Here is a 22,282-nt window from a genome sequence, read left to right as displayed (position 1 = left end):
TCGACACCGGCGCATGGTGCGCAGGATTCCTGGCCCCCTTCTGGCCAGGCAGAAATTCGGCCTCACCCCACCGACGTCGCGGCGGCGGAGCCCGGTGGGGCCCGCCGCCGCAACCGCGTCAGGGGCGGTACCCGGCGATCACCGCCGCTCGCGGGTCCGATCCTCGTCGTCCTCGTCGTCCTCGTCGTCCTCCTCGGTCTCCTGGAGCGCGTCGGCGTACGGCTCGGTCAGGTCGTCGCCCGGCACGGCGACGGCCTCGGCGCGGTCCTGCTCGTCGGCCCGGCCACCCGGCGGCGGTTCGGGAGCGGTGGTTTCACCGGCAAAGCCGTATTCGTTGGGTTCGTCATGCCTGCTCATGGGGCTATCCTCCCGTTATGTTCGCTTTGCGTCCTGCCGCTCACGGTAGGCCGTGATCGTCTTACCCGCAGCGCGGCGGCGATAGTCGGCGACCGGGCGGGCGGACCGGCGGCAAGCCCGGCCCAGAGGAGGTGGCGCAGCAGGATGACCGCCGCCGCGGCCGCCAGCGACCTCCAGCCACTTCCCACGGCGAGCCGGAGCAGGCCGGCGGCGACGAGCAGGTCCAGCAGCACCCGCAACGCGGCATGCCAGGAACCGGCGGTGAGCAGGACGACCGCGCCGCAGCACAGCGCGAGGGCAGTCGCCACGCTGGCGAGGCCGGCCCTCACGTCCCCCTCCCCGCGTCCGCCCCTGCCTCGCCGACCTGCCGCTGCTCCTGGGCGATCTCCCGGCGCAGGAAGTAGTTCAGCGCGGTCCGGATGGTGGCGATGGCCGCCAGCTGCCCGAGCTGATTGAACGTCGGGGACACGGCGGTACGCAGGATGTCCGCGGCGAGCTGGAATTCGAGCCCGAGGGTGAGGAACCGGCCGAGGGAGAGCCGGATCGGGGTGAAAACGGCGGCGCTGCGGTGTCGCAGTCCCTCGACCACGAACCGCAGCGCCGCCCAGAGCGCACCGACGAAGATCACCACCGCCCCGGAGGTCTCCACCACGGCGACCGCGATCCGGTCGCCGTGGCGCAGGATCTCGTCCAGGGCCACCGGGGGGCGTTACCCGCCCCCGCCGGCGCTAGTCGGCGCCGGGTCAGAGCTGGTCAACCGCCTCCAGGATCAGCCAGAGGCCGCTGATGGCGAAGAGCACCGCCGCGCCGTACCGGATGGCCCGCTCCGGCAGGTGCCGGCCGAGCAGCCGGCCGACCAGGATGGCGAGCGCGTCGGCGGCCACCATGCCGAGGGTGGAGCCGAGCCAGGTGCCGAACCAGCCGTACTTGGTGGCCAGGGTGATGGTGGCGAGCATCGTCTTGTCACCCAGCTCGGCCAGGAAGAACGCGACGCCCACCATGACGATGGCCGACTTGCCGGTCTTCTCCGCCTTGCGCTTCTCCTCCTCGGTGAGCTTGTCGCCGCGCAGCGTCCACGCACCGAAGCCGAGGAACGCCACACCGGCGATCAGCGAGATCCAACCGGTGGGCAGGGCCGCGTGCAGGCCGTACCCGATCGCCACCGAGGCCAGGTGCACGATCGCGGTGGCGATGGTGATGCCAATCAGCACCGGGACCGGCTTGAAGCGGGTGGCGAAGGTCAGGGCCATGAGCTGGGACTTGTCCCCCAGCTCGGCGACGAAGATGACGCCGAAGCTGATCACCAGCGCGGCGAGAAAACCGTCCATGAGAGCCTTTCCCGATCAGGCCGGGAGGAGGTACGGGGGCGCCCTCGACCCGGCTGCTACAGCCTGAGTCGAAGGTCTCGCCCGCCCCACCGAGGTGGGGCCGCGTGGCCGGATGCGGAACGCACCAGTATGTCGACCACGACATTGGGGGCTACTCCCCTTCGCGCCCACCACCCTAGCCGACCGCGCCGGCCACGCCCCCGGCCGGGTGCCCCACGTCACCCGCGGCCGTCTACGGAGGTTCACGCGGGGACCGTCGGAAGCGGGCGGGTGGGCCGTGGCTCAGTCGGCCCGGGCGAGGCTCACCCCGAACAGACCGTCGAGGTCGGTCCAGAACTCGCCAACGGTGAAACCGGCCGCCGCCAACTCCCGGGCGATCCCCTCCGGCCGGAACTTCGCCGACACCTCCGTGCGCAACTCCTCGCCCGCGGCGAAATCGACCGTCAGGTCCATCACCTCGACCCGCATCGCCCGGTCGGCCCGCAGCCGCATCTCGATCCACTCCCGGACCGGGTCCCAGCGCGCCACGTGGGTGAAGGCCTCCGGATCGAAGTCGGCGCCCAGCTCCCGGTTGACCACCCGCAGCACGTTGCGGTTGAACTCGGCGGTGACCCCGGCCGCGTCGTCGTACGCCGGCACGATCACCGACGGGTCCTTGACCAGGTCGGTGCCGATGAGCAGGCAGTCCCCCGCCTCCAGCGCCGCCCGCATCGCGCGCAGGAACTCGGCCCGCTCGGCCGGCAGCAGGTTGCCGATCGTGCCACCGAGGAAGACCACCAGCCGCCGGCCGCCGGTGGGCAGCCGGTCGAGCTGGCGGGTGAAGTCGCCGACGATGCCGCGTACCCGCAGGCCCGGGTAGTCGTTGGCGATCTGCTCGGTGGACTGGCGCAGCGCGCTGACCGACACGTCCAGCGGCACGAAGGTGCCGAGCCCACCCCGACGGGTGAAGGCGTCCAGCAGCAGCCGGGTCTTCTCCGACGAGCCGGAACCCAGCTCGATCAGCGTCTTCGCGCCGGTCAGCTCGGCGACGTCGGCGGCCCGCTCGGCCAGCACCGACCGCTCCGCCCGGGTCGGGTAGTACTCGGGCAGCCGGGTGATCTCCTCGAACAGCTCGCTGCCCCGGGCGTCGTAGAACCATTTCGGTGGCAACCACTTCGGGTCGGCGGTCAGCCCCACCCGTACGTCCTCCCGCAGGCTGCGGCCGAGGTCCTGCTCCTCGAGGTAGATCTCCAGTGGCTCCGCGCTCATGAGCTGTCCCCTCCATTCGGCGAACTTCCCTGTCTCCACCTGCGACACTGCTGCGGCGTCACGCTCCCGTCAGGGCGCGGACGCGCACCGAGGTCGAGGTCGCCACCACGAGGTGCCGGTCCGGCACCGACCGCCAGCCCGGGTCGTCGTCGTGCGGCTCGGAGGCCAGCAGCACTGCGTCCGGGGTGGCGCGCACCGACAAGGCGTGCCCGGCCGCGCTGGCCACCACCGTCCGCCCGTCGGTCAGCAGCAGGTTCAGCCGCGATCCCGGCGCGGCCTCCGACACCCCCGCGACCGTCTCCGCGACCACCTCCGCCGGGTCGGCCCCGGCCCGCAGCCCGTACCGGACCAACGCCCAGAGCAGGGCGGAGTCGGTCGGGGCGTCAAGGGTGAGCAGATCGCGCACGGGAAGCCGGTCGGCGAGCGGGACAACCGAGTCGGGCCAGCCCCGGACCACGCCGTTGTGGCTGAACAGCCACCGGCCCTCCGCGAACGGCGCGGCGGCGCTCTCCTGCACCGGCATGCCCACGGTGGCGGAGCGCACGGCGGCGAGCACCGCGCCGGCGACGGTGGCCGCGGCCAGCACCGGCAGCGTGGAGTCGCCCCAGATCGGCTGCGCCCGCCGGTAGCGCACCGGGTCGCCGTCGCCGGGGTACCAGCCGACGCCGAAGCCGTCGGCGTTGACGGTCCCGCCGCCGCGCATGTCCCGCGGCGCCCAGGACTGCCGGACCAGCGAGTACGGCGGGTCGTACAGCAGGGCGCACAGGCTCACCGGCGGCCCGAGATAGGCCAGGTGCCGGCACATCAGGCGATGCCGCCGATCACCCGTGCGCCTCCTCTGGTCGGACGTCGCGGGCACAGCGGAAGCCGCTGAAGATCTGCCGCCGGATCGGGTGGTCCCAGTTACGGAAGGTGCCCCGGCAGGCCGCCCGGTCGGTGCCGAACGAACCGCCGCGCAGCACCCGGTAGTCGTCGCCGAAGAAGACCTCGGAGTACTCCCGGTAGGGGAAGGCCGCGAACCCGGGGTGGCCCCGGAAGGTGCTCGACGTCCACTCCCAGACATCGCCGATCAGCTGGTGCACCCCCAGCGGCGAGGCGCCGGCCGGGTACGCGCCCACCGGCGCCGGCCACAGGTGCCGCTGGCCCAGGTTGGCGTGCTCGCCGGTCGGGTCCTCGTCGCCCCACGGGTAGCGGCGGGAGCGGCCGGTGGCCGGGTCCCAGCGGGCCGCCTTCTCCCACTCCGCCTCGGTGGGCAGCCGCTTGCCCGCCCAGGCCGCGTACGCCTGCGCCTCGTACCAGCAGACGTGCACCACCGGCTCGTCGTCGCGCACCGGCGACCACCGCCCGAACCGCCGGTACGCCCAGCCGTCACCGTCGCGCCGCCAGTGCATCGGCGCGGTCAGGCCCGCCTCGGTGCGGTGCCGCCAGCCGGCCTCGCTCCACCAGCGCGGGTCGTCGTACCCGCCGTCGGCGATGAACGCCCGGTACGCGCCGTTGGCGACCGGCGCGGCGTCGATGACGTACGCGGGCAGCTCGACGGTGTACGCGGGACGTTCGTTGTCCAGCGCCCACGGGTCGGTGGAGGTGCCCATGGTGAACGGCCCGGCCGGCACCAGCACCTCGTCGGCGACCCGCACGCGCGGCTCGGGCGGCGGGGGCGCGTCCAGCACGGCGGGACCGGAGCGCAGCTGGTGGGTGGCGAGCATGGTCTCGTCGTGCTGCTGCTCGTGCTGCACGATCATGCCGAAGGCGAACCCCTCGGCGACCAGCGGACGGTCGGTGAAGCGGATCCCGTCCAGCAGGTCGTACACCTTGTCCCGGACCGTCGACACGTAGCCGCGCGCCTCCGCTGGCGGCAGCAGCGGCAGCGAGGGGCGGTCCTTGCGGGGCTGCTTGAACGCGTCGTACAGGTCGTCGATGTCGTGGCGGACGGGCGGGCGGCCGCCGACGTCGCGCAGCAGCCAGAGCTCCTCCTGGTTGCCCACGTGGGCGAGGTCCCAGACCAGCGGCGACATCAGCGGGGAGTGCTGGCGCGTCAGGTCGGCGTCATCCACCGCCTCGGTGAGCAGGGCCGTACGCGCCCGGGTCCGTTCCAGCTCCGCCGCGATCCGGCTGCGCAGCCGCTCCGCCTGCGTGCCCGGCTGCTCGGTGGTGGTCACCGGTGCCCCCTCTCCGCGGCGGCCCGTCGCCGCCGGATTCCTCGGCTCGTCTCCTCGTGGGTTCCCGGCGGCAGGTCCAGCCGGGGAAGCGCCTCCAGCGCCAGGTCGAGCAGGGCCGCGGCCGACCCGGCCAGCGGCGGGTCGGCCAGGCCGTACCGGGCGGCGGCGTACCAGCGGTCGGCCACCGGCCCGGCGACGGCGCGGGCCGACCGGGCGGTGTCGGCGCGACCGAGCAAGGCGCTCAGCACGGCCAGTGGAACCGTCCAGTCCGGACCGGGCTGGGCGTCCAGGTACCGCACCTCCAGGTAGCCCCGGGGGCGCACCGGCGGGAAGAGGGTACTGACGTGGTATTCCAGGTCGTCCGTCGTCGGCGGCCGGGGCAACGCCCCGTCGATCCAGTCGGCGAAGGTCACCCCCGGCGGCGGCGTCCAGTCCGGACCGTCGTGGCGCAGGCAGAGCAGCGGCGCGGCGAGCGCGTACTCCGTCCAGGCGGCGACCGGGTCCTCGTCGGGCCGCTGCGGCGACCAGACCGGCCGGGTGCGGGCCGGGTCGATGCCCAACCAGGCGGCCATCCGCGCGGACGCCCAGCCGGTCCGCCGGCCGGCGTGCCGGTCGGCGGTGGCGAACGCGGCCACCAGCGGCGGCCCGACCGCGTGCACGGTGGCCCAGCGGGCGGCCAGCTCGGCCGGTTCGCCCGCGTCCAGGCAGAGCTGCAGGCCGGCGGTGCTGTACATCATGGTCCGCCCGGCCGGGCCCCGGCGGTCGAAGACGCAACGCATGGCGCGGTAGCGGGAGGTCTCGACCACCGGCTGCGGGGCCCGCCACGGGTCGATACCGCTGCGGCCGAGCACCAGGCCGGCGCGCTCCAGCAGCGCGCTCAGCTCGGCGATGTCGGCCTCGGTGGCCAGGATCAGCGCGGCGACCGATGGCCGGGGCGCGGTGGACACCTCCACCTGCCCGCCGGGCTCCACGGTCACGCTGCTGCCGTGCCGGAGCGGCTGGGCGGGGCTGGTGTCGTCCAGGGTGACGGGGCTGTGTTGCCCCAGGGCCGCCCGCAGCCGCTCCCGGTCCACCGGTCGAGCGGGGTCGGCGGCGTCGTGCACGGTCCATTCCAGTTCGACGCCGGTGAGGACCGGTGGCCCGGTCTTGAAGCAGATCCGGCCCAGGTGGGCCGCGGCGGCTGCCTTTTCCCGCAGCACGGTCGTCCGGTCGAGCTCCGGGGACGTCACCACGAGATGGTCTCCTCCCGACCCGGGGATCCGGCCGCACCGCCAGCACAGGCAACGCGGCCGTACCGGCCAGGCCCCCGTGTCTCACCATCTTCTGTCTAGCAGATGGATCCGCCGACCCGGGCGGGAAGAAATTTCTGTTACGCCTTTTCGACTACCCCCTTGCGGCTGGGCCGGGCGCCCGGAGTGGGCTCCGCCGGGGCCGCCTTCACCTTCACCTTCGCCTTCGGCGAGGCGTCCGGGGCCCGCTCCGGGACCAGCCGCTGGCAGTACGCCTCCACCTGCCCGGCGCCGCCGGCGGCGGCCACCAGATCGGCGAACCCGGGGGTGCGCAGCGCCTTCTCGCGCTGCGCCGCCGACTTCGCCAGGTACGCGCGGCAATGCCCTGCCAGCTTTCCGTCGGGGGCCGGCTTCCCGGAAACCCCGGGCCGCCCGGAGGGCGCACCCGGTGCGCCGGTCGTGGGCCCGCCGCCCGACGACGGCGCGGCCGGGTCGGTGTCGGTGCCGGCCGGTGCGGAGACGGGCGGACGGGGCGGACGGGGCGGCTCGGCGGGACGGTCGAGGGTAACGGCGGCGAAGGCGGCGCCGGCAGTGACGGTGGCGGCGATGCCGGCGACCCAGGCGACAATGCCGGTGGTGATCCGGCGACGGCGGCGCGACGACCGCGCGGGCGTCGGCGGGCCCGCCGCGCGGGCGGCCCGGAACGCGGCCAGCGCGGCCTCCTCGCCGGCCAGCTCACCCGGGCGGGGCGGGGCGGCCGCGGCGGAGAGCAGCCGGGCGAGCGGGTCGTCACCCGGGGGCGGCAGGCCGCCGGCCCGGGCCGCGTCGAGCAGCAGCTCGGCCTCGGCCCGGTCGGCAAGCCGCTCGGAGCCGTCGGATCGGCGGAAGTCCCATCCAGTCTCCCCTCACGTCATCCGTCCGCCCGCTCGGCGCGGGACGTGCTCGGCGCCTGCCGGCCCCGCCGAGGGCGGGGCGGGGCGGGCCGCTCGTCGCCACCCGACGGCTGGGGCAGCTCGTGACGTTCCAGCAGCGCGGCCAGCCGGCGCAGGCCGCGGTGCGCGGCGGTGCGGACCGCACCGGGGCGTCGCCCGAGCACCCGGCCCGCGGTCTCGGCGTCCAGCCCGATCACCGCCCGCAGCAGCACTGCCTCGGCCTCCCGCGGTGGCAGCGTCGCGATCAGCGCCAGCGCGGCCTCCGTCCCGATCGTCTCACCGGCCCGTTCCGCCGTGTCGAGGTCCCCCGCCAGTTCGTTCAACGCCTGCACCGGCACCGGTAGGGAGGGGCGGCGACGCTGGCGGCGCAGGTGGTCCATGGCCCGGTTCCGGGCGATGGTCACCGCCCAGGCCCGGAACTCGCCACCGGTGAAGGTGGGCAGGTCCCGGGAGATCTGCAACCAGGTCTCCGAGGCGACATCCTCGGCGTCCGCGCCGACGAGGGCGGTGAGATACCGCAACAGGCCGGGCTGGAGGCTGCGGTAGAGGGAGCGGAAGGCCTCCTCGTCCCCGGCCTGCGCCGCGACGACCGCGTCGGTCAGCTCACCGGTCATACGCCCGCCGTTCCCCGCCGTCCCGCCCGACCCGTCGCCGGCTGGACGTGGGTGACGCACCTCCGGTCCGGCAGCCGGACCCCATCGCGCACCATCAGCCCCCCGCTGACCCCACCGCGCCCCGCCGAGTGGCCCGGGCGGTATGTCTGACACACGCCGCGACAATACGGCGGCCGGCGCGGATGCCGTACCGGCACCGTGGGCTGAGTTGCGCTAACGGTAGGAGCGGACCGGCGGGTGGACAAGTCGCCGCCGGTCGGGGAAAGAGTGAGAAATATCTACCTGAACGGACGGCGAGTCCGTGTGACAGAACTCGGCCGCCTGACGCTACCGGCCAGGTTGCCGCGGTGCCCGCGTCCCGCGTCGGCCGGTTCGCCCAGCTTACGGCTTCGCCCCGCGGTCATTGTGACAGCGGGTCCGGGCGCCGTCACCCCTCGTCCGTCGGCCCGTCCGCGACGGCGGGACGAGCACCACGCCGCCGTCGATGCGACGGGGAGATCGCCATGCGTCCTCCTCGTCTGACTCTGGGTACGGTATGCGGGTGTTGTCATCGGAGGTCGTGCTCAGCGGTCGCTACCGCTTGGACGAACGTGTCGCCACCGGCGGCATGGGCGACGTCTGGCGCGGCACGGACCTGATCCTGGGCCGCCGGGTCGCAGTGAAGGTGCTGCTGCCGGCGCTGGTCTCCGATCCCGACTTCATCGCCCGGTTCCGCGCCGAGGCCCGGATCATGGCCGCCCTGCGCCACCCGGGCATCGTGCAGGTCTTCGACTGTGGCGAGGACCAGCTCGACGACGGCGGGCGGGCCGACTATCTGGTCATGGAGTTCGTCGAGGGCGAGCCACTGTCCCGGCGGATCGAGGCCGCCGGCCAGCTGGAGGTGGCCGAGACGATGTCGGTCGTCGCGCAGGCCGCCCAGGCGCTGCACGCCGCGCACGCCGGCGGGATCGTGCACCGCGACGTCAAGCCGAGCAACCTGCTGGTGCAGGAGGACGGCATGGTGGTCCTGGTCGACTTCGGCGTCGCCCGGTCGACCAACATGACCAGCATCACCAGCACCAACGCGGTGCCGGGGACGGCGCTCTACATGGCGCCGGAGCAGGCCTCCGGCCGGCCCGTCTCCGCCGCCACCGACATCTACGCGCTGGGCGCGGTCGCGTACTGCTGCCTCACCGGCGGCCCGCCGTTCACCGGCGACAATCCGCTCCAGGTCGCCGTGCGGCACCTCGACGACGAGCCGCCGGCGCTGCCGGACGACATCCCGGCGCCGGTCCACGCGCTGGTGTCGCGGGCGTTGGCCAAGGATCCGGCCGACCGGTTCGCCACCGGCGCGGAGATGGCCGCAGCGGCCCGGGCCGCCCTGAGCGACGGCGCCGCGACGACCGCCTTCGTCCCCCCGGCACTGCGGGGCGCCGCCGCCCCCACCCCCACCACGCGCGACGATGTCCCGGTGCTGCCGCCGGCCGGCACGGTGGCGTCGAGGCGGCGCCAGGGTCGGCGTGGCTCGCTGATCGGCGCGCTGGCGGCCGTCCTGGTGGCGCTCACCGCCCTGGGCACGGCGCTCGGCGCGGCCAAGGACATCGGCGACGGGGCGACCAACATCAAGAGCCCGTCGCCGGCCGCGGTGCCCAGCGACCAGGAGGAGCTGCCGGCGGCCCCCGAGGAGACCGGGTTGGAGCAGCCGAGCCGGCCGGACCGCACCCGGAAGCCGAACACGCGGCCCTCGGCCACGGCCTCCGAAAGCCCCTCGCCAGGGCCGAGTGGGTCGGTCGAGCCGCAGCCCACCACCGCGCCGCCGAGCACGTCAACGAGCCCCACGACGAGCACCTCCCCGACGGCCGGCGAGCCCACCAGCACCTCACCCGCGCCGAGCACCACCTCGGCACCCCCGGAGGGCACCGCACCACTCGCTCGCCGCTGACGGCGACCCACACGGCTCGGCCGGGCACTGGGCAGCGGTCGCTACCGGCCGAGCACGGACTACACCGACGCCGAGGACTTCGGCCTCTGCGTCATCACCGTCTTCGACACCCGTGACCGCTGCTGGGGCGCGGTCGTGGAGCGGCTCTGACGCCTGCGGGCGCGGCCGGTCCCGCCCGGAACCGGCCGCACCCGGGTCACTCCGCGCCCAGCGCCTCCACCACCGGCCGGCCCAACGCCCGACGGGCCGGCAGCACGGAGGCGAGCAGGGCGGCCAGCACCGCCACCGCGAGGATCAGCGCGAGCCGGCCCCAGGGCAGCACCAGGGTGAAGTCGCCGCCGATCTTCGCCACGAAGGCCATCGCCCCGGCGCTGACCCCGGTGCCGAGCGCCATGCCGAGCACCGCCCCGACCAGCGCCATCAGCACCGCCTCGACGGCCAGCATCGCCCGCAGCCGACCCCGGGTGAGGCCGACCGCCCGCAGCACCGCGTTCTCCCGGGTCCGCTCCACCACTGACAGGCTCAGCGTGTTCGCCACGCCGACCAGGGCGATCACCACAGCCAGGCCGAGCAGCGCGGTGACGAAGGCCAGCAGCATGTCGACCGTGCCGGTGAGCATCTTCTTGTAGGCGGCCTGGTCCATCAGGTTGACCGTCGGGTACCGCGCGACGACCGTCTCGATCGCCGCCCGGGCCTGCTCGGCGGAGACCCCGTCGGCGGGGTCCACCTCGGCCAGGAAGCCGCGCTCGCTGGGAAAGAGCCGGGCGAAGTCGTCGTCGACCAGGTCGACCACGTGTCCCTCGGGCACCGGGGCGCCGGCCGGGGCGGCCTCGTCGGCGGTCACCACCGCGGCCACCCGGAAGGACCGGCCGGCGAGCGTCACCGGGGAGCCGACGGTCCAGCCGCGCGCCTCGGCGAGCTGCCGGTGCACCAGCACCGCGCCCGAGCCAAGGTCGCCGCTGTCGCCCGCCACGGTGCCGGTCAGGCTGCGGGCGACCAGCGCCGGATGCGCAGCGCGGACCTCCAGCCCGTCGACGACCCGGCTGCGCTGCTCGTGCACCACCCCCAGCTCCGGCCGCGCGGCCAGCTCACCGGCGAGCGGCGCCGGCAGGTCGCCCCCGATGCCGGTGACCAGGTAGTCGACGCCGATCTGGGCGTCGACGGCGCGTTCGATGCCCACCTTCACGCTCCCGGCACCGACCACGAACGCCGAGACCAGGCCGATCCCGATCACCAGAGCGGTGGCGGTGGCCGAGACCCGGCGGGGATTGCGCACGGCGTTGGCCACGGCCAGCCCGGCGGTGGCGCCGAAGAGCAGCCGGGCCGGCACCCCGAGCAGCCGGACCAGAATGGGCACCAGTACCGGGCCGTAGAGCACGATGCCGAAGAAGGTCAGCACCCCGCCGAGAGCGACCAGCACGATCTGGCCGACGCTGGCGGCGACCGCGAGCGCGGCGACCCCGGCGGCGAAGACGAACGCGCCGACCGCCAGCCGGACCCGGCCGGCCCGGCGGGTCACCTGCACCGCAGCGTCGGTCAGCGCGGCCACCGGGGCAACCCGGGTGCCCTGCCAGGCCGGCACGCAGGCGGCTGCCACGGTGATCACGGTGCCCAGCGCCACGCAGAGCAGCACGGTCGACCCGGTCAGCGTGACCCCGCCGGAGACCGGCAGGTCCAGGGCGGACAGCGCCGCCGCCAGCCCGGCGGCCAGGCCGGCGCCGACGAGCACCCCGAGCGCCGAGGCGGCCAGGCCCAGCACCGCCGACTCCAGCAGGGCGGCCCGGAACACCTGCCCCCGGGTGGCGCCGACCAGCCGCAGCAGGGCGGTACGCCGGGTCCGCTGGGCGAGCACGATGGCGAAGGTGTTGGCGATGACGAACCCCGCCACCACCACGGCGACCCCGGCGAAGATCAGCAGGACCATCCCGAACTGCTCCAGGTCGCGGACCGCGTCGTCCACCGCGGCGTCGAGGATCTGCTGGCGGGTCTGCACGGTCGCCCCGCCGCCGGCCACCCCGGCCAGCCGCTCGGCCACCGCCTCCCAGGACGTACCCGGGGCGACGGCCACCATGATCCGGCCGTACCCCCGCTCCCCGGTCACCGCCAGCGCGTCGGCGCCGACCAGGCCGATGAAGGGGCCGCCGATGTCGCGGGAGGTGCCGGCCACGTCGACGGCGCCGACCAGGGTGTACGGCCGGGCCGCGCCCGTTGCCCCGCCGACCCGCACCGGCGCGCCGAGGGCGAAACCCTCCTTCCGCACGGTGGACGCGTCGAGGACGACCTCGCCGGGGCGGTCCGGCAGCCGGCCGGCGGTCAGGTCGTACGAGCGCAGGGCCGGGTCGGTGGGGATCGAGGCGAGCACCGCGTAGCCGAGCACCGGGCGGCCGTCGGAGCCGACCACCCCGGCGGAGCCGGTCAGCTCCCCCTCGGCGGCGGTCACCCCGTCGACCGCGCGCACCCGGTCGACCAGGACGGGCGGGAGTGGGTCCGTCCCGCCGTACACGCCGAGGTCGGTGTGCCGGTCGAACGCGCCGGCCCGGTCGTAGGCGCCGGCCCGCATCCCGTCGGTGACCATCAGGGTGCCGGCGACGAAGGCCACGCCGAGCACGATCGCCAGGGAGGAGAGCAGCAGCCGCACCGCGTCGGCGCGCAGCAAGCGCAGGGTCAGCCGGATCATCGCGGTCACCGCCCCCGGGCCGGGGCGACCGGGTCGAGGCCGCCGAGCGCGTCCAGGATCCGCTCGGCGGTCGGGGTGGCCAGTTCGCGGACCAGCCGGCCGTCGGAGAGGAAGACCACCCGGTCGGCGTACGCGGCAGCCACCGGATCGTGGGTGACCATAACCACGGTCTGGCCGAGGGCGTCGACGGCCTCCCGGAGCAGCCGCAGCACCTCGGCTCCCGAGCGGGAGTCCAGGTTGCCGGTCGGCTCGTCGGCGAAGAGCACCCAGGGACGGGTCACCAGTGCCCGGGCGACGGCGACCCGCTGCTGCTGGCCGCCGGAGAGCTCGGCGGGCCGGTGGCCGAGCCGGTCCGCCAGGCCGACCGCCGCCACCACCTGCCGCTGCCAGGCCGGGTCCGGTCGCCGGCCGGCGATGGCCAGCGGCAGGACGATGTTCTCCTCGGCGGTCAGGGCCGGCAGCAGGTTGAACTTCTGGAAGACGAAGCCGATCCGGTCCCGGCGCAGCAGGGTGAGTCGCTTGTCGTCGAGGCGGGCGGTCTCGGTGTCGCCGAGGCGGACGGTGCCCGCGGTGGGGCTGTCGAGGCCGGCCAGGCAGTGCATCAGCGTCGACTTGCCGGAGCCCGAGGGGCCCATGATGGCGGTGAACCGGCCGGCCGCGAAGTCGACGTCGACGCCGTCGAGGGCGACGACCCGGGCGGCGCCGCGCCCGTACTCCTTGCGCAGGCCGCGGGCGGTGACCGCGACGCCGGTACGGGCCGGAACGGGTGGTGCGAGGGACATGCGGTGGCTCCCTGTGCAGTCGGTGACCAGGACGTCTCCGACGCTATGCAGCCCCACCGGCGGCGGCGTCCACCCGCGCGGTCGAGGTCGGTACACCCCGGGTCGTCCCCGACCGGGCGGACCCGTACGACCCAGGTCGTACCCGCGCCTCAGCCCCCCGGCGTGACCAGCCCGCTCTCGTAGGCCAGCACCACCGCCTGCACCCGGTCGCGGAGCTGGAGCTTGGCCAGGATCCGCCCGACGTGGGTCTTCACGGTCGCCTCGGCGACGTGCACCCGGCCGGCGATCTCCGCGTTGGACAGCCCCTGCGCGACGAGCAGCAGGATCTCCCGCTCCCGCTCGGTGAGCTGGGCCAGCCGGGGGTCCTCGGTGGGCCCGGGCCCCAACCGGTCGGCGAACCGGTCCAGCAACCGGCGCGTGATCGACGGCGCGACCACCGAGTCGCCGGCGGCGACCACCCGGATGGCGGCGAGCAGCTCCTCCGGGGGCACGTTCTTGAGCAGGAAGCCGCTCGCCCCGGCCTGCAGCGCGGCGAACGCGTCGGCCTCGGTGTCGAAGGTGGTGAGCACCAGCACCCGGGGCGGGCCGGTGGGGCGGTCCCGGCAGATCCGGCGGGTCGCCTCCACCCCGTCCATGGTCGGCATCCGAACGTCCATCACCACCACGTCCACCTCGGTGCGGGCGAGCAGCCGCAGCGCGTCCGCGCCGTCGATCGCCTCGCCGACCACCTCCAGGTCCGGCTGGGAGTCCAGCACCATCCGGAACCCGGCGCGGACCAGCGCCTGGTCATCCACGATCACCACCCGGACCGTCATGCTGCAATCGCCTCCGTCCCGGGAGTCGACGGTAGCGGCAGTCGCGCCTCGACCCGCCAGCCGCCGGCCAGCCTCGGCCCGGCGACGAGGCTGCCGTCGTACACGCCGACCCGCTCGCGCATGCCGACCAGGCCGTGCCCGCCGGACGGCGCGGGACCGACCGGCGGGCGGCCGTGCCCGTCGTCGACCACCCGGACCACGACGGCCTCCGGGGCGTGTTCCAGGGTGACCGTGACGCTCGCGCCGACCCCGGCGTGCTTGAGCACGTTGGTCAGCGCCTCCTGCACCACCCGGTAGACGGTGAGGTCGAGGCCCGGGGGCAGCGCGGCCGGTTCGCCGGCGACGGTGTGCCGCACCCGCAGCCCGGCCTCGCGGAACCGGTCCAGCAGCGTGGGCAGTTCGGCGACCGCCGGCCGCCGGCGCTCCGGGTCGGCGGCGCCGTCCGAGGCGTCGGCCGCCCCGGGCGCGGGGGCTGGCTCCGCCCGGCTCGGCTCACGCAGTACGCCCACCAGCCGGCCCATCTCCTCCAGCGCCTGCCGGCCGGTGTCCGCGACCACCTTGACGGCGGTGCGGGCGGTCTCCGGGTCGCGGTCGAGCATGTACCGGGCCCCGTCGGCCTGGACGATCATCACGGCCATGCTGTGCGCCACGACGTCGTGCAGCTCCCGGGCGATCCGGGCCCGCTCCCCCGCGACCGCGACGCGGGCCTCGGCCTCCCGCTCGCGTTCCAGGGTGGCGGCGCGTTCCTCCAGGCTGAGCACGTAGAGCCGGCGCGTCCGCACGTTCAGCGCGACCAGCCACACCCCGCCGGTGACCAGCCCGAACCAGATGGCCGAGGCCCACCAGGCGATGTTGCCGGCGGCCTGCGAGGCGGCCAGCAGCACCCCGACCGCCGCGACGATCCCGGCGAGCACGCCGTCGCGGAGCCGGTCGGCGTACTTGACCACGCTGTAGAGGGCGACCAGCACCCCGAGGTCGAAGGCCAGCGGCCCCCAGCCGGCGATCACCTGGACCAGGGCGAGCACGGCCACCACGGCGGCCACCACCGACGGGTGTACCCGGCGCCACAGCAGGGCGACCGCCATCGCGCAGCCCACCAGCGTGGCCCGCCAGCCGCCGGGCTGGCTCACCACGCCCGCCAGGGCGAAGAGCACCACCACGCCGGAGACGAGGACGTCGAAGGCGACGGAGCGCAGCGGACGGCCGAAGACGGTGCGGTTCACGGTCACCCAGCGTACGGGTCAGGTCGGGTCGTGGGGCACGCCGACCATCGGCCTGCGCCGGCGACCGGGGTATGGCGATGACGTCCACTACGCCCGAGGTACTACCTGTATGTTTTCCGCATTCTGTTCCGAGAACCATGCCTCAAGTTCGGCACCGTCGAGCGACAGGGTGGCGCCCTGATCGACGAAGACCGGGCCGACAACGGCGCCCTTCGCGCCCTCGAGCTGGCAGCCGAACATTCTCGCACCGCTCAGCACCGCGGGCATGTTCTTGCCGCCGAGAGTGCACCACCGCATACTCGAAAACTCAAGATTGGCGTCGCGTAGATCGGTTTTGTAGAGCTTGGCCGAGTTGAGGATCGCGTGGCTGAGATCGGCCCCCTCCAGGATGGCGTCGTCGAACTCCACCGAAAACAGCCGCGCTCCGCGGAACCGCGCGTTCCTGGCCGAGCAGCCGACCATCTCAGCCTTGGCCAGGTCGGAGAAGGAAAAGTCGGCGTCCTGAAGCTCGGAGTTGTTCAGGTTCGCGTCGCCGAGGTTGGCGTCCTCGAATCGAACGCCGATCAGGCACGAATTGGCCAGGTAGGCGCCCGCCAGGTCGAGGTTGCTGAGATCTGCACCGCGAAAATCGAGAAAGTCGCCCGACAGGTATGAAGAAGTGCCCGAAGAAACGGCGCCGAACCACTCCTCAAGTGCCTCCCTGGCGTCGGGACTGTCCGGCCAGCGGATCACGTCAGCGCCGCTCCGCTTGTACCTGCTCATTTGTCAAACACCACCTTGCCGTCCCAGTCCGTTCGACCGGCGACCCGCCCCTTGAGATCAGCCACGGCACTCGGCGACAGATTCTTGGTGTCAATGAGGACATGCTGTCCGCCGGCTACCTCGTCGGCGAGCTTCTGCTCGAAATCGTCGCCATTATAGCGCCCCTTCATGCCCTCGGGCATCGGCTGGCCGGCGTGCCGCCCGGCGGGGAAGATATCAGCAGGTGCTTTGACGTCCCAGTTGTTTTCGTTGGCGTCGATGAATTCACCCTGATCCTTCTGGAATGCCGGATCCGAGTTGTCGAGCTCGGCACGGCGAATCGGACCGGGGATCTTGCCCTGCGCCTCCGCCTCGAGCCCAACCTCCGCCTCTCTGCGGGATTTCGCGCTGATGTTGCCGTTGTGAGCCGGGTCGGCGGCGAGATCCTCCACCCGGCGGTCGTACTCGGGGGTGCCGGGTTTGGGGGTGCGGTATCCGTCGTCGCTGCCGGAGGGCTTGCCCTGTGATCCACCGGGGTCTCCACCCGGGCGGCCCTGTCGCGCCTCCTCGGCGGTTATCTCCTGCGCCCTGGTGACGTTTTCGGGCACCTCGCTGGAACCGCGTCGCCGTGGGGACGGGATGCTGCTCTCACCGTCACCGTCACCGGAGCCGCGGCCCGGGTGCGACGGCGTTCCGCCGGCACCGTCCCCGCCGTGGGGTGTCCTGGGTCTCGCCATCGCCTGGCCCTAGCCGTTCAGAAGCTTGGAGAGGTTGGTCAGGCTGGTGATCAGTGCGGCGACGTAGGTCAGGATGCGTCCGGCCCACTTGACGACGGCCGCCGCGATCTGCGAGGCGATCACCGGGATCGTGACGACGAAGATCGCCTCGACCGCCCACACGATCACGCGCGCCACCAGGTCGGCGATGAGATCGCGCACGACATCACGCGTGAACGCCACCAGATTCCCGGCGGCCTGGGTAGCCGCGACCATCGCGGCGGAGATGCCGCCCAGCCCGTCGAGCGCCGTCACGTTGTGCGTCATCAGGCTCTCGTACGCCGTGGCAGCCTGCCCCTGCCAGTGCGGCATGTCCACGCTGAGGTGTGACTTCAGGTCGGTGGCCATGCTCTGCAGTTCGGCGGCCATGTTGTCCCAGGTGGCCGCGTGCGAGGCCACCACGTCGGGCATTCCGGTGAGCTCGTCGAGGATCTGCCGCAGTGGCTCGAAGTATTCCATCGCCCAGCCCAGCCCATTGGCCAGCAGCGCGCTGAAGGGGTCCATCACGGTCGCGGCGACCTCGACACCGAACGCCGCACCGGCCAGCAGGTCGTCGACCCAGCCCTCACTGTGAATGGCGTCGATCAGCCCCTGGAAGCTGTCGGCCAGGGCCGCCCCGGTCCAGGGCTTGTGGGTCGACTGGACGTCGGCGATCAGCGACCCGTCGCTCACTGCGCCGCCCTCGCGAGGCCCCCGTCCAACCGGCTCCCCGCCTTGCGGATCGTGCTGTCGGCGTCGGCGTCGGCGCTGTCGTAGTTGTCGGCGGTCGTGCGTAGTCCCTTGGCGACCAGTGCCAGGTTTTCCTCGACGTAGGCGATCAGCTCATCCTGCCGAGTGTGCCGGCCTTCCAGGATTCCGGAGATCCACCCGCACAGCAGCCCGTACGCCGCGTCGTTCTGCGCGATGTGCGCGCTGGCGGCTTTGACCGCGCCGAAGCGTTCGCGTAACACCTCGATGTTGCGCGCGTGCGCGCGGATCTCCTCCGCGTCGACAGCGAAACCGTCGCCCACGCGCTCACCACCCCTGGTGCTGGTCGTCGGCGCCGTCCGGGACGGGATCGGCGCCGCGCAACTGCTGCCCGACCCGCTCGGCGATCGCGCGTGCCGCGGCCGACTCGGTCCCCACGGTGTCGGCGATGATCTCCTGCGAGCGGTCGGCCAGTTGCCGCCTGGCCGCACGGATCGTGTCCATGATCGTCCTGGCGACGACGTCAGGTGCGACCCGTTGAATCCGCTGACCCAGCCACAGATCGACCACCCCTCCTGCGGAATCGACCGTGACCTCCACCAGTCTGTTGCCGTCAGCGGCCGTCACACGCAGATCCTGGAGACGGTCGCTCATCGCCTTGGTGTCGGCCGCCAGCTGGTTGATCCGGCCCTTCCACTCAGCCAGCCGTTCCGTAGCGCCGTCCGGGTCGAGCAAGCCTCCCGTGCCTGGAACGCCCGCCCCCATGTGTCCCCTCGGTCGCTCGCCGTGATCATGCCTGGCTGAAGGAGGCTAACACGCCGTCGCCACGCGTACGATCCACATCGGACAATTGGTGAAAACCACCAATGGGGTCGGTCAGGCGGGCGGCCGGACCAGCTCGCGCATCCGGCCGATCTCGGCGGACTGCTCCGTGGCCACCGAGTTTGGCGAACTCGCTGAGCTGCTGGTCGGCGCCGACGGAGAGCAGGTCGGTGGCCATCGTGAACGCGCCTGGTGGTGCGCGGGCGCCGGGCCCTTCCGCGTACGCGACGGTCAGCTCATCGGCAGCCGGTAGCGCCGCTCTCCGCCGGTCGCGGTGACCAGGCTGACCTCGCCACTGCGCAGCCCGTACGTCACCGACCAGCGGGTGTGGCCCTGCCGCACCTTGTCGAGGATCCGCAGCGCCGCCGGGGCGTCCACCCGGGCACCGGCCCGCTCCAACGCGGCCGCGATGACGCCGTACCGGCGGTCGTCGCGCCGCTTCTCCTCGGACACGCCGACCACCGGCACGTTGGTCAGTGCCTGCCAGCGGCCCTCGCCGCGCTGGACCCGCATCGTCCCGTCCACGAACTCCACCACCGCCGAGCGACCGCCCGCGTCCGCGAGCAGGTAGTGCAGCGGCGGCCCGCCGTCGAAGTCCAGGTTGTAGCGACCGAAGACGGCCACCGCCTCGTCCACCGTGGCGGCCCGGTCGAGCACCAACCGCAGGATGCGCACCGAGCCGACGGTGGGGCGGCCCGGCACCGGCTTTACCGTCGCCCCGTCGTCGGCGGCCAGCCCGACCGCGAGCCCGCGCTCGTTCATCCCGTCGAAGGGCAGCAGCGGCGCGTCCAGCAGCCGCCGGTCCCCCGTCGGGTCCGGCCCGATCCCGAGGTACGACAGGTCCACCAGGGACACCGACGCGTAGCCGTCCGGCGGGTCGGTGCGCAGCACCATCGCCGGGTTGGCGTCCCAGTCGAAGTTGCGGGCGAACAGCGGCCGGGCCGGGTCGCCACTGGCGGCGAAGAGCGAGCAGCCGAAGGAGTTCGTCTCCGGCTTCGCGTCCGTGCCGACCGTCGCGTCGTACCGGCCGACGTAGGTCATCTCGTACAGCGGCAGGTTGTCGACCCGGCGCACGGTGGCCAGGGTCCGCCCGATCTCGTCGGCGTCCTGCCGAGAGGCGATCGGGACCCCGGCGCCGGCCGGCGCGGGCGGCGCGTCGTCGGTGCCGGCACAGCCGGTGGTGGCGAGCAACAGGGCCAGTCCGGCGCCCAGGAGAGTCCTCCGCATAGCTCCGGAACGTATGGGAGGGAGCGTGGGTTGTCCACCGGCCGGCGGCGACACCGGTTTTCCGATTCACGTACCCGGGTGCCTCGATCAGGACGGACGAGAGGAAGGCGATGAAAGTACGACGTCCTGGCTGGTCATCGGACCCTCCGTCTCGATCATCCGGAGCCTCGCCTCGACGCCGGCCAGCCGGGCGGTGTCCGCCGCCACCTGCGCCTCGAGCTGGACACGGCGCAGCCGCAGCATGCCGCGCAGCTCGGCGACGTCAACCGCGTCATCGAGGATCGCCTGCACCTGGGCCAGGGTGAGGCCCAGCTCCTTGAGGGCGATCACCCGGTTGAGCCGGCGCAGCTGCTCGGCCCGGTAGGATTGGTACCCGGTGTGCGGGTCGACGGCGGCCGGGCGGAGCAGGCCGATGCTGTCGTAGTGGCGCAGCATACGCACCGACACTCGGCCCAGGCTGGCGAAGCCTCCGATCTTGCGAGCAGCCATCATGCTGAATTCGGCTCTTTGAGGTTCAAGGCGGCCCGCCAAAGTGGGCCTCGCCGGCTCGGCCCCGGCCTGCTGGCGACCTCCGGCCAGCACCAGCTGGGCCGGCCAGCCACGCTTGCGACAACCAGGACCACCAAGACCCAGGGAGGAAGGCAGTCATCCGATGAAGCTCAGCTCATCCATCGTCGTCCCGCAGGACATTCGGCCGGTGTGGCAGTTCCTCAGCGATCCACTGACCGCGCCCCGCTGGGACCGCAGCGTCGCGGAGGTTGTTCCCCTGTCAACCGGGCCGGTCGGCGTGGGATACGAGGCGATGACCATCGCGCCGTCGGGCAAGCGCCAGCGGTTCCGCATCACCCGGTACGACGCCGAACGGGAAGTGGCCTTCGTGCTGCTGGAGTCCCACCTGTTCCGGCGGGCCGAACTCAGCTTCCGGCTCGACCGCGTGCCGGACGGGACCAGCATCCTGCACCAGATCGACCTGGACCTGCGCAGCCCGCTGCTCGCTCCGCTGCTTCGGCTGACCAGCCGGAACGCCCTCGGCACCGACCTGGAATACCTGCGGAGGGCGCTGGCCCGGGACGCCCACCACTGACAGCTTCCCTGGCCCTGCCGCGCCGGGTGGGCCGGGCGCTCCACCGACCGGGCTCACCTGACCGACGCCTCCCGGTTGGGGCGCGGCCCGACCAGCCGGCGCACCAGCGGCACGGCGTTCCACCTCGCCGCCCCGACCAGGTCCCGGGCGTGCTCCAGCACCGTGTAGTCGGGTCGGGCCAGCCCGTCGGCGATGGCCCGGTCCAGGTCGTTGCCGCAGCGGGTGAGCACGCTGTCGAAGTCGCGGCGGACGGGTTCCAGCAGGTCGTAGCCGCACACGCGGTGCAGCCGGGAGAAAAGCGGCTTGTAGAGCCGGGCCCGCTCGTGCAGGCCCGAGGAGTACGACATCGGGTTCTTCGGCCGCCGCCGGACGTAGTCGGGCAGGACGTCGGCGAACGCCCGCCGGACGATCCACTTCTCCTGCCCGTCACGCATCTTGAGCGCCAGCGGCAACCTCATGGCCAGCTCCACCACGCTGAGGTCGAGGAAGGGCACCCGCGCCTCCACCCCGTGGCCCATGCTGGCCCGGTCCACCCGCTGCAACTCCGTACGGCAGAGGTTGCGGATCTTGTGGAGGACGAGCCGGCGGGCCCGGTCCGGGCCGACCTGGTGATACATGGGGTAGCCGCCGAACAGCTCGTCCGAGCCGTCGCCGGTGAGCACCACCTTGATCCCCAGCTCGCGCAGCCGGCGGAAGATCGGCACGGAGACCACCGCGTTGATGATGTCGCCGTACTCGGTCAGCTCGGAGATCCGGATCGCCTCGCGGACGTCGGCCAGCCGGATGTCGCGCGGGCGCAGCTGGATCACCTCGTGCGGCACGCCGAGGTCGGCGGCGAGCCGCCGCGCGTACGCCACGTCGGGGCTCTCCGGCACCCCCACCGTCACCGCCACGCAGTCCGGGTGCAGCTCGCGGGCGTGCAGCAGCGCCAGTGAGCTGTCCAGCCCGCCGGAGAACACCACGCCGACGGTGAGGTCGGTGTCGACCCGCATCCGGATGCTGTCGGCGATCGCGGCCCGGACGAGCAGGGCAGCCTCGTCCGGATCGTCCACCATGGGCAGCCCCTCGCCGAGGGTGAGCAGGTCGAGGTGCGGGTGCAGCTCCACCCGCCCGTCCGGATCGACCCAGCCGTGGTGCCCGGGCGGGACCTCGCCGACCGGGACGCGCAGGCCGACCAACGCCTTGACCTCCGAGGCGACGTGCAGGCAGCCCGGCGTGCGGGCCCAGTAGAGCGGCTTCACCCCGAGCGGGTCCCGGGCCAGGTAGACCCGGCCGGTGGCGCGTTCGGCGACGGCGAAGGCCCACTCCCCGCGCAACCGGTGCACCGCCCGCTCACCCCAGCGCAGGAACGCCGCGAGCACCACCTCGGTGTCGCTCGCGGTGCGGAACGGGTGCCCCCGGCGGGTCAGCTCCGCGCGCAGCTCGTGGTGGTTGAAGACCTCGCCGTTGTAGCAGAGCACGTACCGGCCGTCGTCGGAGGTCCACGGCTGCACGGCCCGGTCCCGGTCGACGATCCGCAGCCGCCGTACGCCGGCGAGCAGGCCGGCCTCCTGCCGGGTCTCGGTGACCTCGCCCCGGGGAGCGAGGGCGGTGAGCATCCGGCGGAAGATCGCCGAGTCGGCCTCGGGGCCGGCGCTGAGCGCGATGCCGCACATCCGCC

The 22,282-nt window shown here is 73.6% G+C and carries 24 protein-coding genes and 1 pseudogene; 3 read left to right on the top strand and 22 right to left on the bottom strand.

The annotated features are described in order from the left end of the window. Positions 1 to 138: 138 nt before the first annotated feature. From ABZ807_RS15245 to ABZ807_RS15200, 10 genes are all read right to left on the bottom strand, one after another. Entirely contained in the window at positions 139 to 357 is a 219-nt protein-coding gene (locus tag ABZ807_RS15245; protein ID WP_357157085.1) for a hypothetical protein, read from the bottom strand. Continuing rightward, on the bottom strand, positions 354 to 686 hold the full coding sequence (locus ABZ807_RS15240) for a hypothetical protein (RefSeq protein ID WP_357157082.1): 333 nt from the start codon (positions 684 to 686) through the stop codon (positions 354 to 356). The genes ABZ807_RS15245 and ABZ807_RS15240 overlap by 4 nt, the downstream gene beginning before the upstream one ends. Continuing rightward, positions 683 to 1,057, bottom strand: coding sequence for a DUF1622 domain-containing protein (locus ABZ807_RS15235; RefSeq protein WP_357157080.1), 375 nt, complete (start codon positions 1,055 to 1,057; stop codon positions 683 to 685). Before ABZ807_RS15235 ends, ABZ807_RS15240 begins: the two co-directional genes overlap by 4 nt. Before the next feature lie 43 nt (positions 1,058 to 1,100). Next, positions 1,101 to 1,685, bottom strand: a complete 585-nt coding sequence (locus ABZ807_RS15230) for a TMEM165/GDT1 family protein (protein WP_357157077.1) — start codon at positions 1,683 to 1,685, stop codon at positions 1,101 to 1,103. 282 nt (positions 1,686 to 1,967) lie between these two features. Continuing rightward, a complete protein-coding gene (gene egtD / locus ABZ807_RS15225) occupies positions 1,968 to 2,933 on the bottom strand; it encodes an L-histidine N(alpha)-methyltransferase (RefSeq protein WP_357157074.1) in 966 nt (321 codons plus the stop codon). A 58-nt stretch (positions 2,934 to 2,991) separates the two neighbouring features. Further along, positions 2,992 to 3,738, bottom strand: a complete 747-nt coding sequence (egtC, locus tag ABZ807_RS15220) for an ergothioneine biosynthesis protein EgtC (RefSeq protein WP_357157071.1) — start codon at positions 3,736 to 3,738, stop codon at positions 2,992 to 2,994. A 16-nt stretch (positions 3,739 to 3,754) separates the two neighbouring features. Further along, positions 3,755 to 5,092 carry an ergothioneine biosynthesis protein EgtB gene (gene egtB / locus ABZ807_RS15215; RefSeq protein WP_357157068.1) on the bottom strand — a complete coding sequence of 446 codons (1,338 nt, stop codon included), beginning with the start codon at positions 5,090 to 5,092 and terminating at the stop codon, positions 3,755 to 3,757. After that, on the bottom strand, positions 5,089 to 6,324 hold the full coding sequence (gene egtA, locus ABZ807_RS15210) for an ergothioneine biosynthesis glutamate--cysteine ligase EgtA (protein WP_357157065.1): 1,236 nt from the start codon (positions 6,322 to 6,324) through the stop codon (positions 5,089 to 5,091). The genes egtB and egtA overlap by 4 nt, the downstream gene beginning before the upstream one ends. 137 nt (positions 6,325 to 6,461) lie before the next feature. Then, positions 6,462 to 6,629, bottom strand: a complete 168-nt coding sequence (locus tag ABZ807_RS15205; protein WP_357157062.1) for a hypothetical protein — start codon at positions 6,627 to 6,629, stop codon at positions 6,462 to 6,464. Between the two features lie 602 nt (positions 6,630 to 7,231). Then, the gene (locus ABZ807_RS15200) at positions 7,232 to 7,867 is read right to left on the bottom strand and encodes an RNA polymerase sigma factor (RefSeq protein WP_357157059.1); all 636 of its coding nucleotides are present in this window, start codon (positions 7,865 to 7,867) and stop codon (positions 7,232 to 7,234) included. A 541-nt stretch (positions 7,868 to 8,408) separates the two neighbouring features. On the opposite strand from ABZ807_RS15200, the gene ABZ807_RS15195 reads away from it, so the two are divergent. Further along, positions 8,409 to 9,788, top strand: a complete 1,380-nt coding sequence (locus ABZ807_RS15195) for a protein kinase (protein ID WP_357157056.1) — start codon at positions 8,409 to 8,411, stop codon at positions 9,786 to 9,788. 196 nt (positions 9,789 to 9,984) lie between these two features. Here the strand turns inward: ABZ807_RS15195 and ABZ807_RS15190 are convergent, their stop codons facing one another. The 9 genes from ABZ807_RS15190 to ABZ807_RS15150 all read right to left on the bottom strand — a co-directional run bounded on the left by ABZ807_RS15190 (position 9,985) and on the right by ABZ807_RS15150 (position 18,224). Beyond that, a complete protein-coding gene (locus tag ABZ807_RS15190; RefSeq protein WP_357157053.1) occupies positions 9,985 to 12,465 on the bottom strand; it encodes an FtsX-like permease family protein in 2,481 nt (826 codons plus the stop codon). Between the two features lie 5 nt (positions 12,466 to 12,470). Continuing rightward, positions 12,471 to 13,247 (bottom strand): ABC transporter ATP-binding protein, encoded by a 777-nt coding sequence (locus ABZ807_RS15185; protein ID WP_357157050.1) that lies wholly within the window; start codon positions 13,245 to 13,247, stop codon positions 12,471 to 12,473. A 149-nt stretch (positions 13,248 to 13,396) separates the two neighbouring features. Further along, the gene (locus ABZ807_RS15180; RefSeq protein WP_357157047.1) at positions 13,397 to 14,062 is read right to left on the bottom strand and encodes a response regulator transcription factor; all 666 of its coding nucleotides are present in this window, start codon (positions 14,060 to 14,062) and stop codon (positions 13,397 to 13,399) included. Beyond that, positions 14,059 to 15,291, bottom strand: a complete 1,233-nt coding sequence (locus ABZ807_RS15175; protein ID WP_357157044.1) for a histidine kinase — start codon at positions 15,289 to 15,291, stop codon at positions 14,059 to 14,061. The genes ABZ807_RS15180 and ABZ807_RS15175 overlap by 4 nt, the downstream gene beginning before the upstream one ends. Positions 15,292 to 15,372: 81 nt before the next feature. Continuing rightward, positions 15,373 to 16,047, bottom strand: coding sequence for a pentapeptide repeat-containing protein (locus ABZ807_RS15170; RefSeq protein ID WP_357157041.1), 675 nt, complete (start codon positions 16,045 to 16,047; stop codon positions 15,373 to 15,375). Continuing rightward, positions 16,044 to 16,634 (bottom strand): hypothetical protein, encoded by a 591-nt coding sequence (locus ABZ807_RS15165; RefSeq protein WP_357157038.1) that lies wholly within the window; start codon positions 16,632 to 16,634, stop codon positions 16,044 to 16,046. Before ABZ807_RS15165 ends, ABZ807_RS15170 begins: the two co-directional genes overlap by 4 nt. A gap of 138 nt (positions 16,635 to 16,772) precedes the next feature. Then, positions 16,773 to 17,474 carry a hypothetical protein gene (locus ABZ807_RS15160; protein ID WP_357157035.1) on the bottom strand — a complete coding sequence of 234 codons (702 nt, stop codon included), beginning with the start codon at positions 17,472 to 17,474 and terminating at the stop codon, positions 16,773 to 16,775. Beyond that, a complete protein-coding gene (locus tag ABZ807_RS15155) occupies positions 17,471 to 17,812 on the bottom strand; it encodes a type VII secretion target (RefSeq protein ID WP_357157032.1) in 342 nt (113 codons plus the stop codon). The genes ABZ807_RS15160 and ABZ807_RS15155 overlap by 4 nt, the downstream gene beginning before the upstream one ends. Positions 17,813 to 17,816: 4 nt before the next feature. Next, complete coding sequence (locus tag ABZ807_RS15150) at positions 17,817 to 18,224, bottom strand: YbaB/EbfC family nucleoid-associated protein (protein WP_357157029.1); 408 nt, start codon at positions 18,222 to 18,224, stop codon at positions 17,817 to 17,819. 196 nt (positions 18,225 to 18,420) lie between these two features. On the opposite strand from ABZ807_RS15150, the gene ABZ807_RS15145 reads away from it, so the two are divergent. Then, a complete protein-coding gene (locus tag ABZ807_RS15145) occupies positions 18,421 to 18,564 on the top strand; it encodes a hypothetical protein (RefSeq protein ID WP_357157026.1) in 144 nt (47 codons plus the stop codon). Here the strand turns inward: ABZ807_RS15145 and ABZ807_RS15140 are convergent. After that, positions 18,543 to 19,538, bottom strand: coding sequence for a linear amide C-N hydrolase (locus ABZ807_RS15140; protein ID WP_357157023.1), 996 nt, complete (start codon positions 19,536 to 19,538; stop codon positions 18,543 to 18,545). The genes ABZ807_RS15145 and ABZ807_RS15140 overlap by 22 nt on opposite strands. 114 nt (positions 19,539 to 19,652) lie before the next feature. Continuing rightward, positions 19,653 to 20,027: pseudogene (locus ABZ807_RS15135) on the bottom strand (helix-turn-helix domain-containing protein); the annotation flags it as partial. 163 nt (positions 20,028 to 20,190) lie between these two features. Between ABZ807_RS15135 and ABZ807_RS15130 the strand changes: the two are divergent. Continuing rightward, a complete protein-coding gene (locus ABZ807_RS15130) occupies positions 20,191 to 20,622 on the top strand; it encodes an SRPBCC family protein (RefSeq protein ID WP_357157020.1) in 432 nt (143 codons plus the stop codon). Between the two features lie 53 nt (positions 20,623 to 20,675). Here the strand turns inward: ABZ807_RS15130 and ABZ807_RS15125 are convergent, their stop codons facing one another. Beyond that, positions 20,676 to 22,277 (bottom strand): asparagine synthase-related protein, encoded by a 1,602-nt coding sequence (locus ABZ807_RS15125; protein ID WP_357157017.1) that lies wholly within the window; start codon positions 22,275 to 22,277, stop codon positions 20,676 to 20,678. Positions 22,278 to 22,282 lie beyond the last annotated feature (5 nt).

Source organism: Micromonospora sp. NPDC047548, assembly GCF_040642975.1.
Taxonomy (GTDB): domain Bacteria; phylum Actinomycetota; class Actinomycetes; order Mycobacteriales; family Micromonosporaceae; genus Micromonospora.
This window is presented reverse-complemented; position numbering and strand designations above follow the sequence as displayed.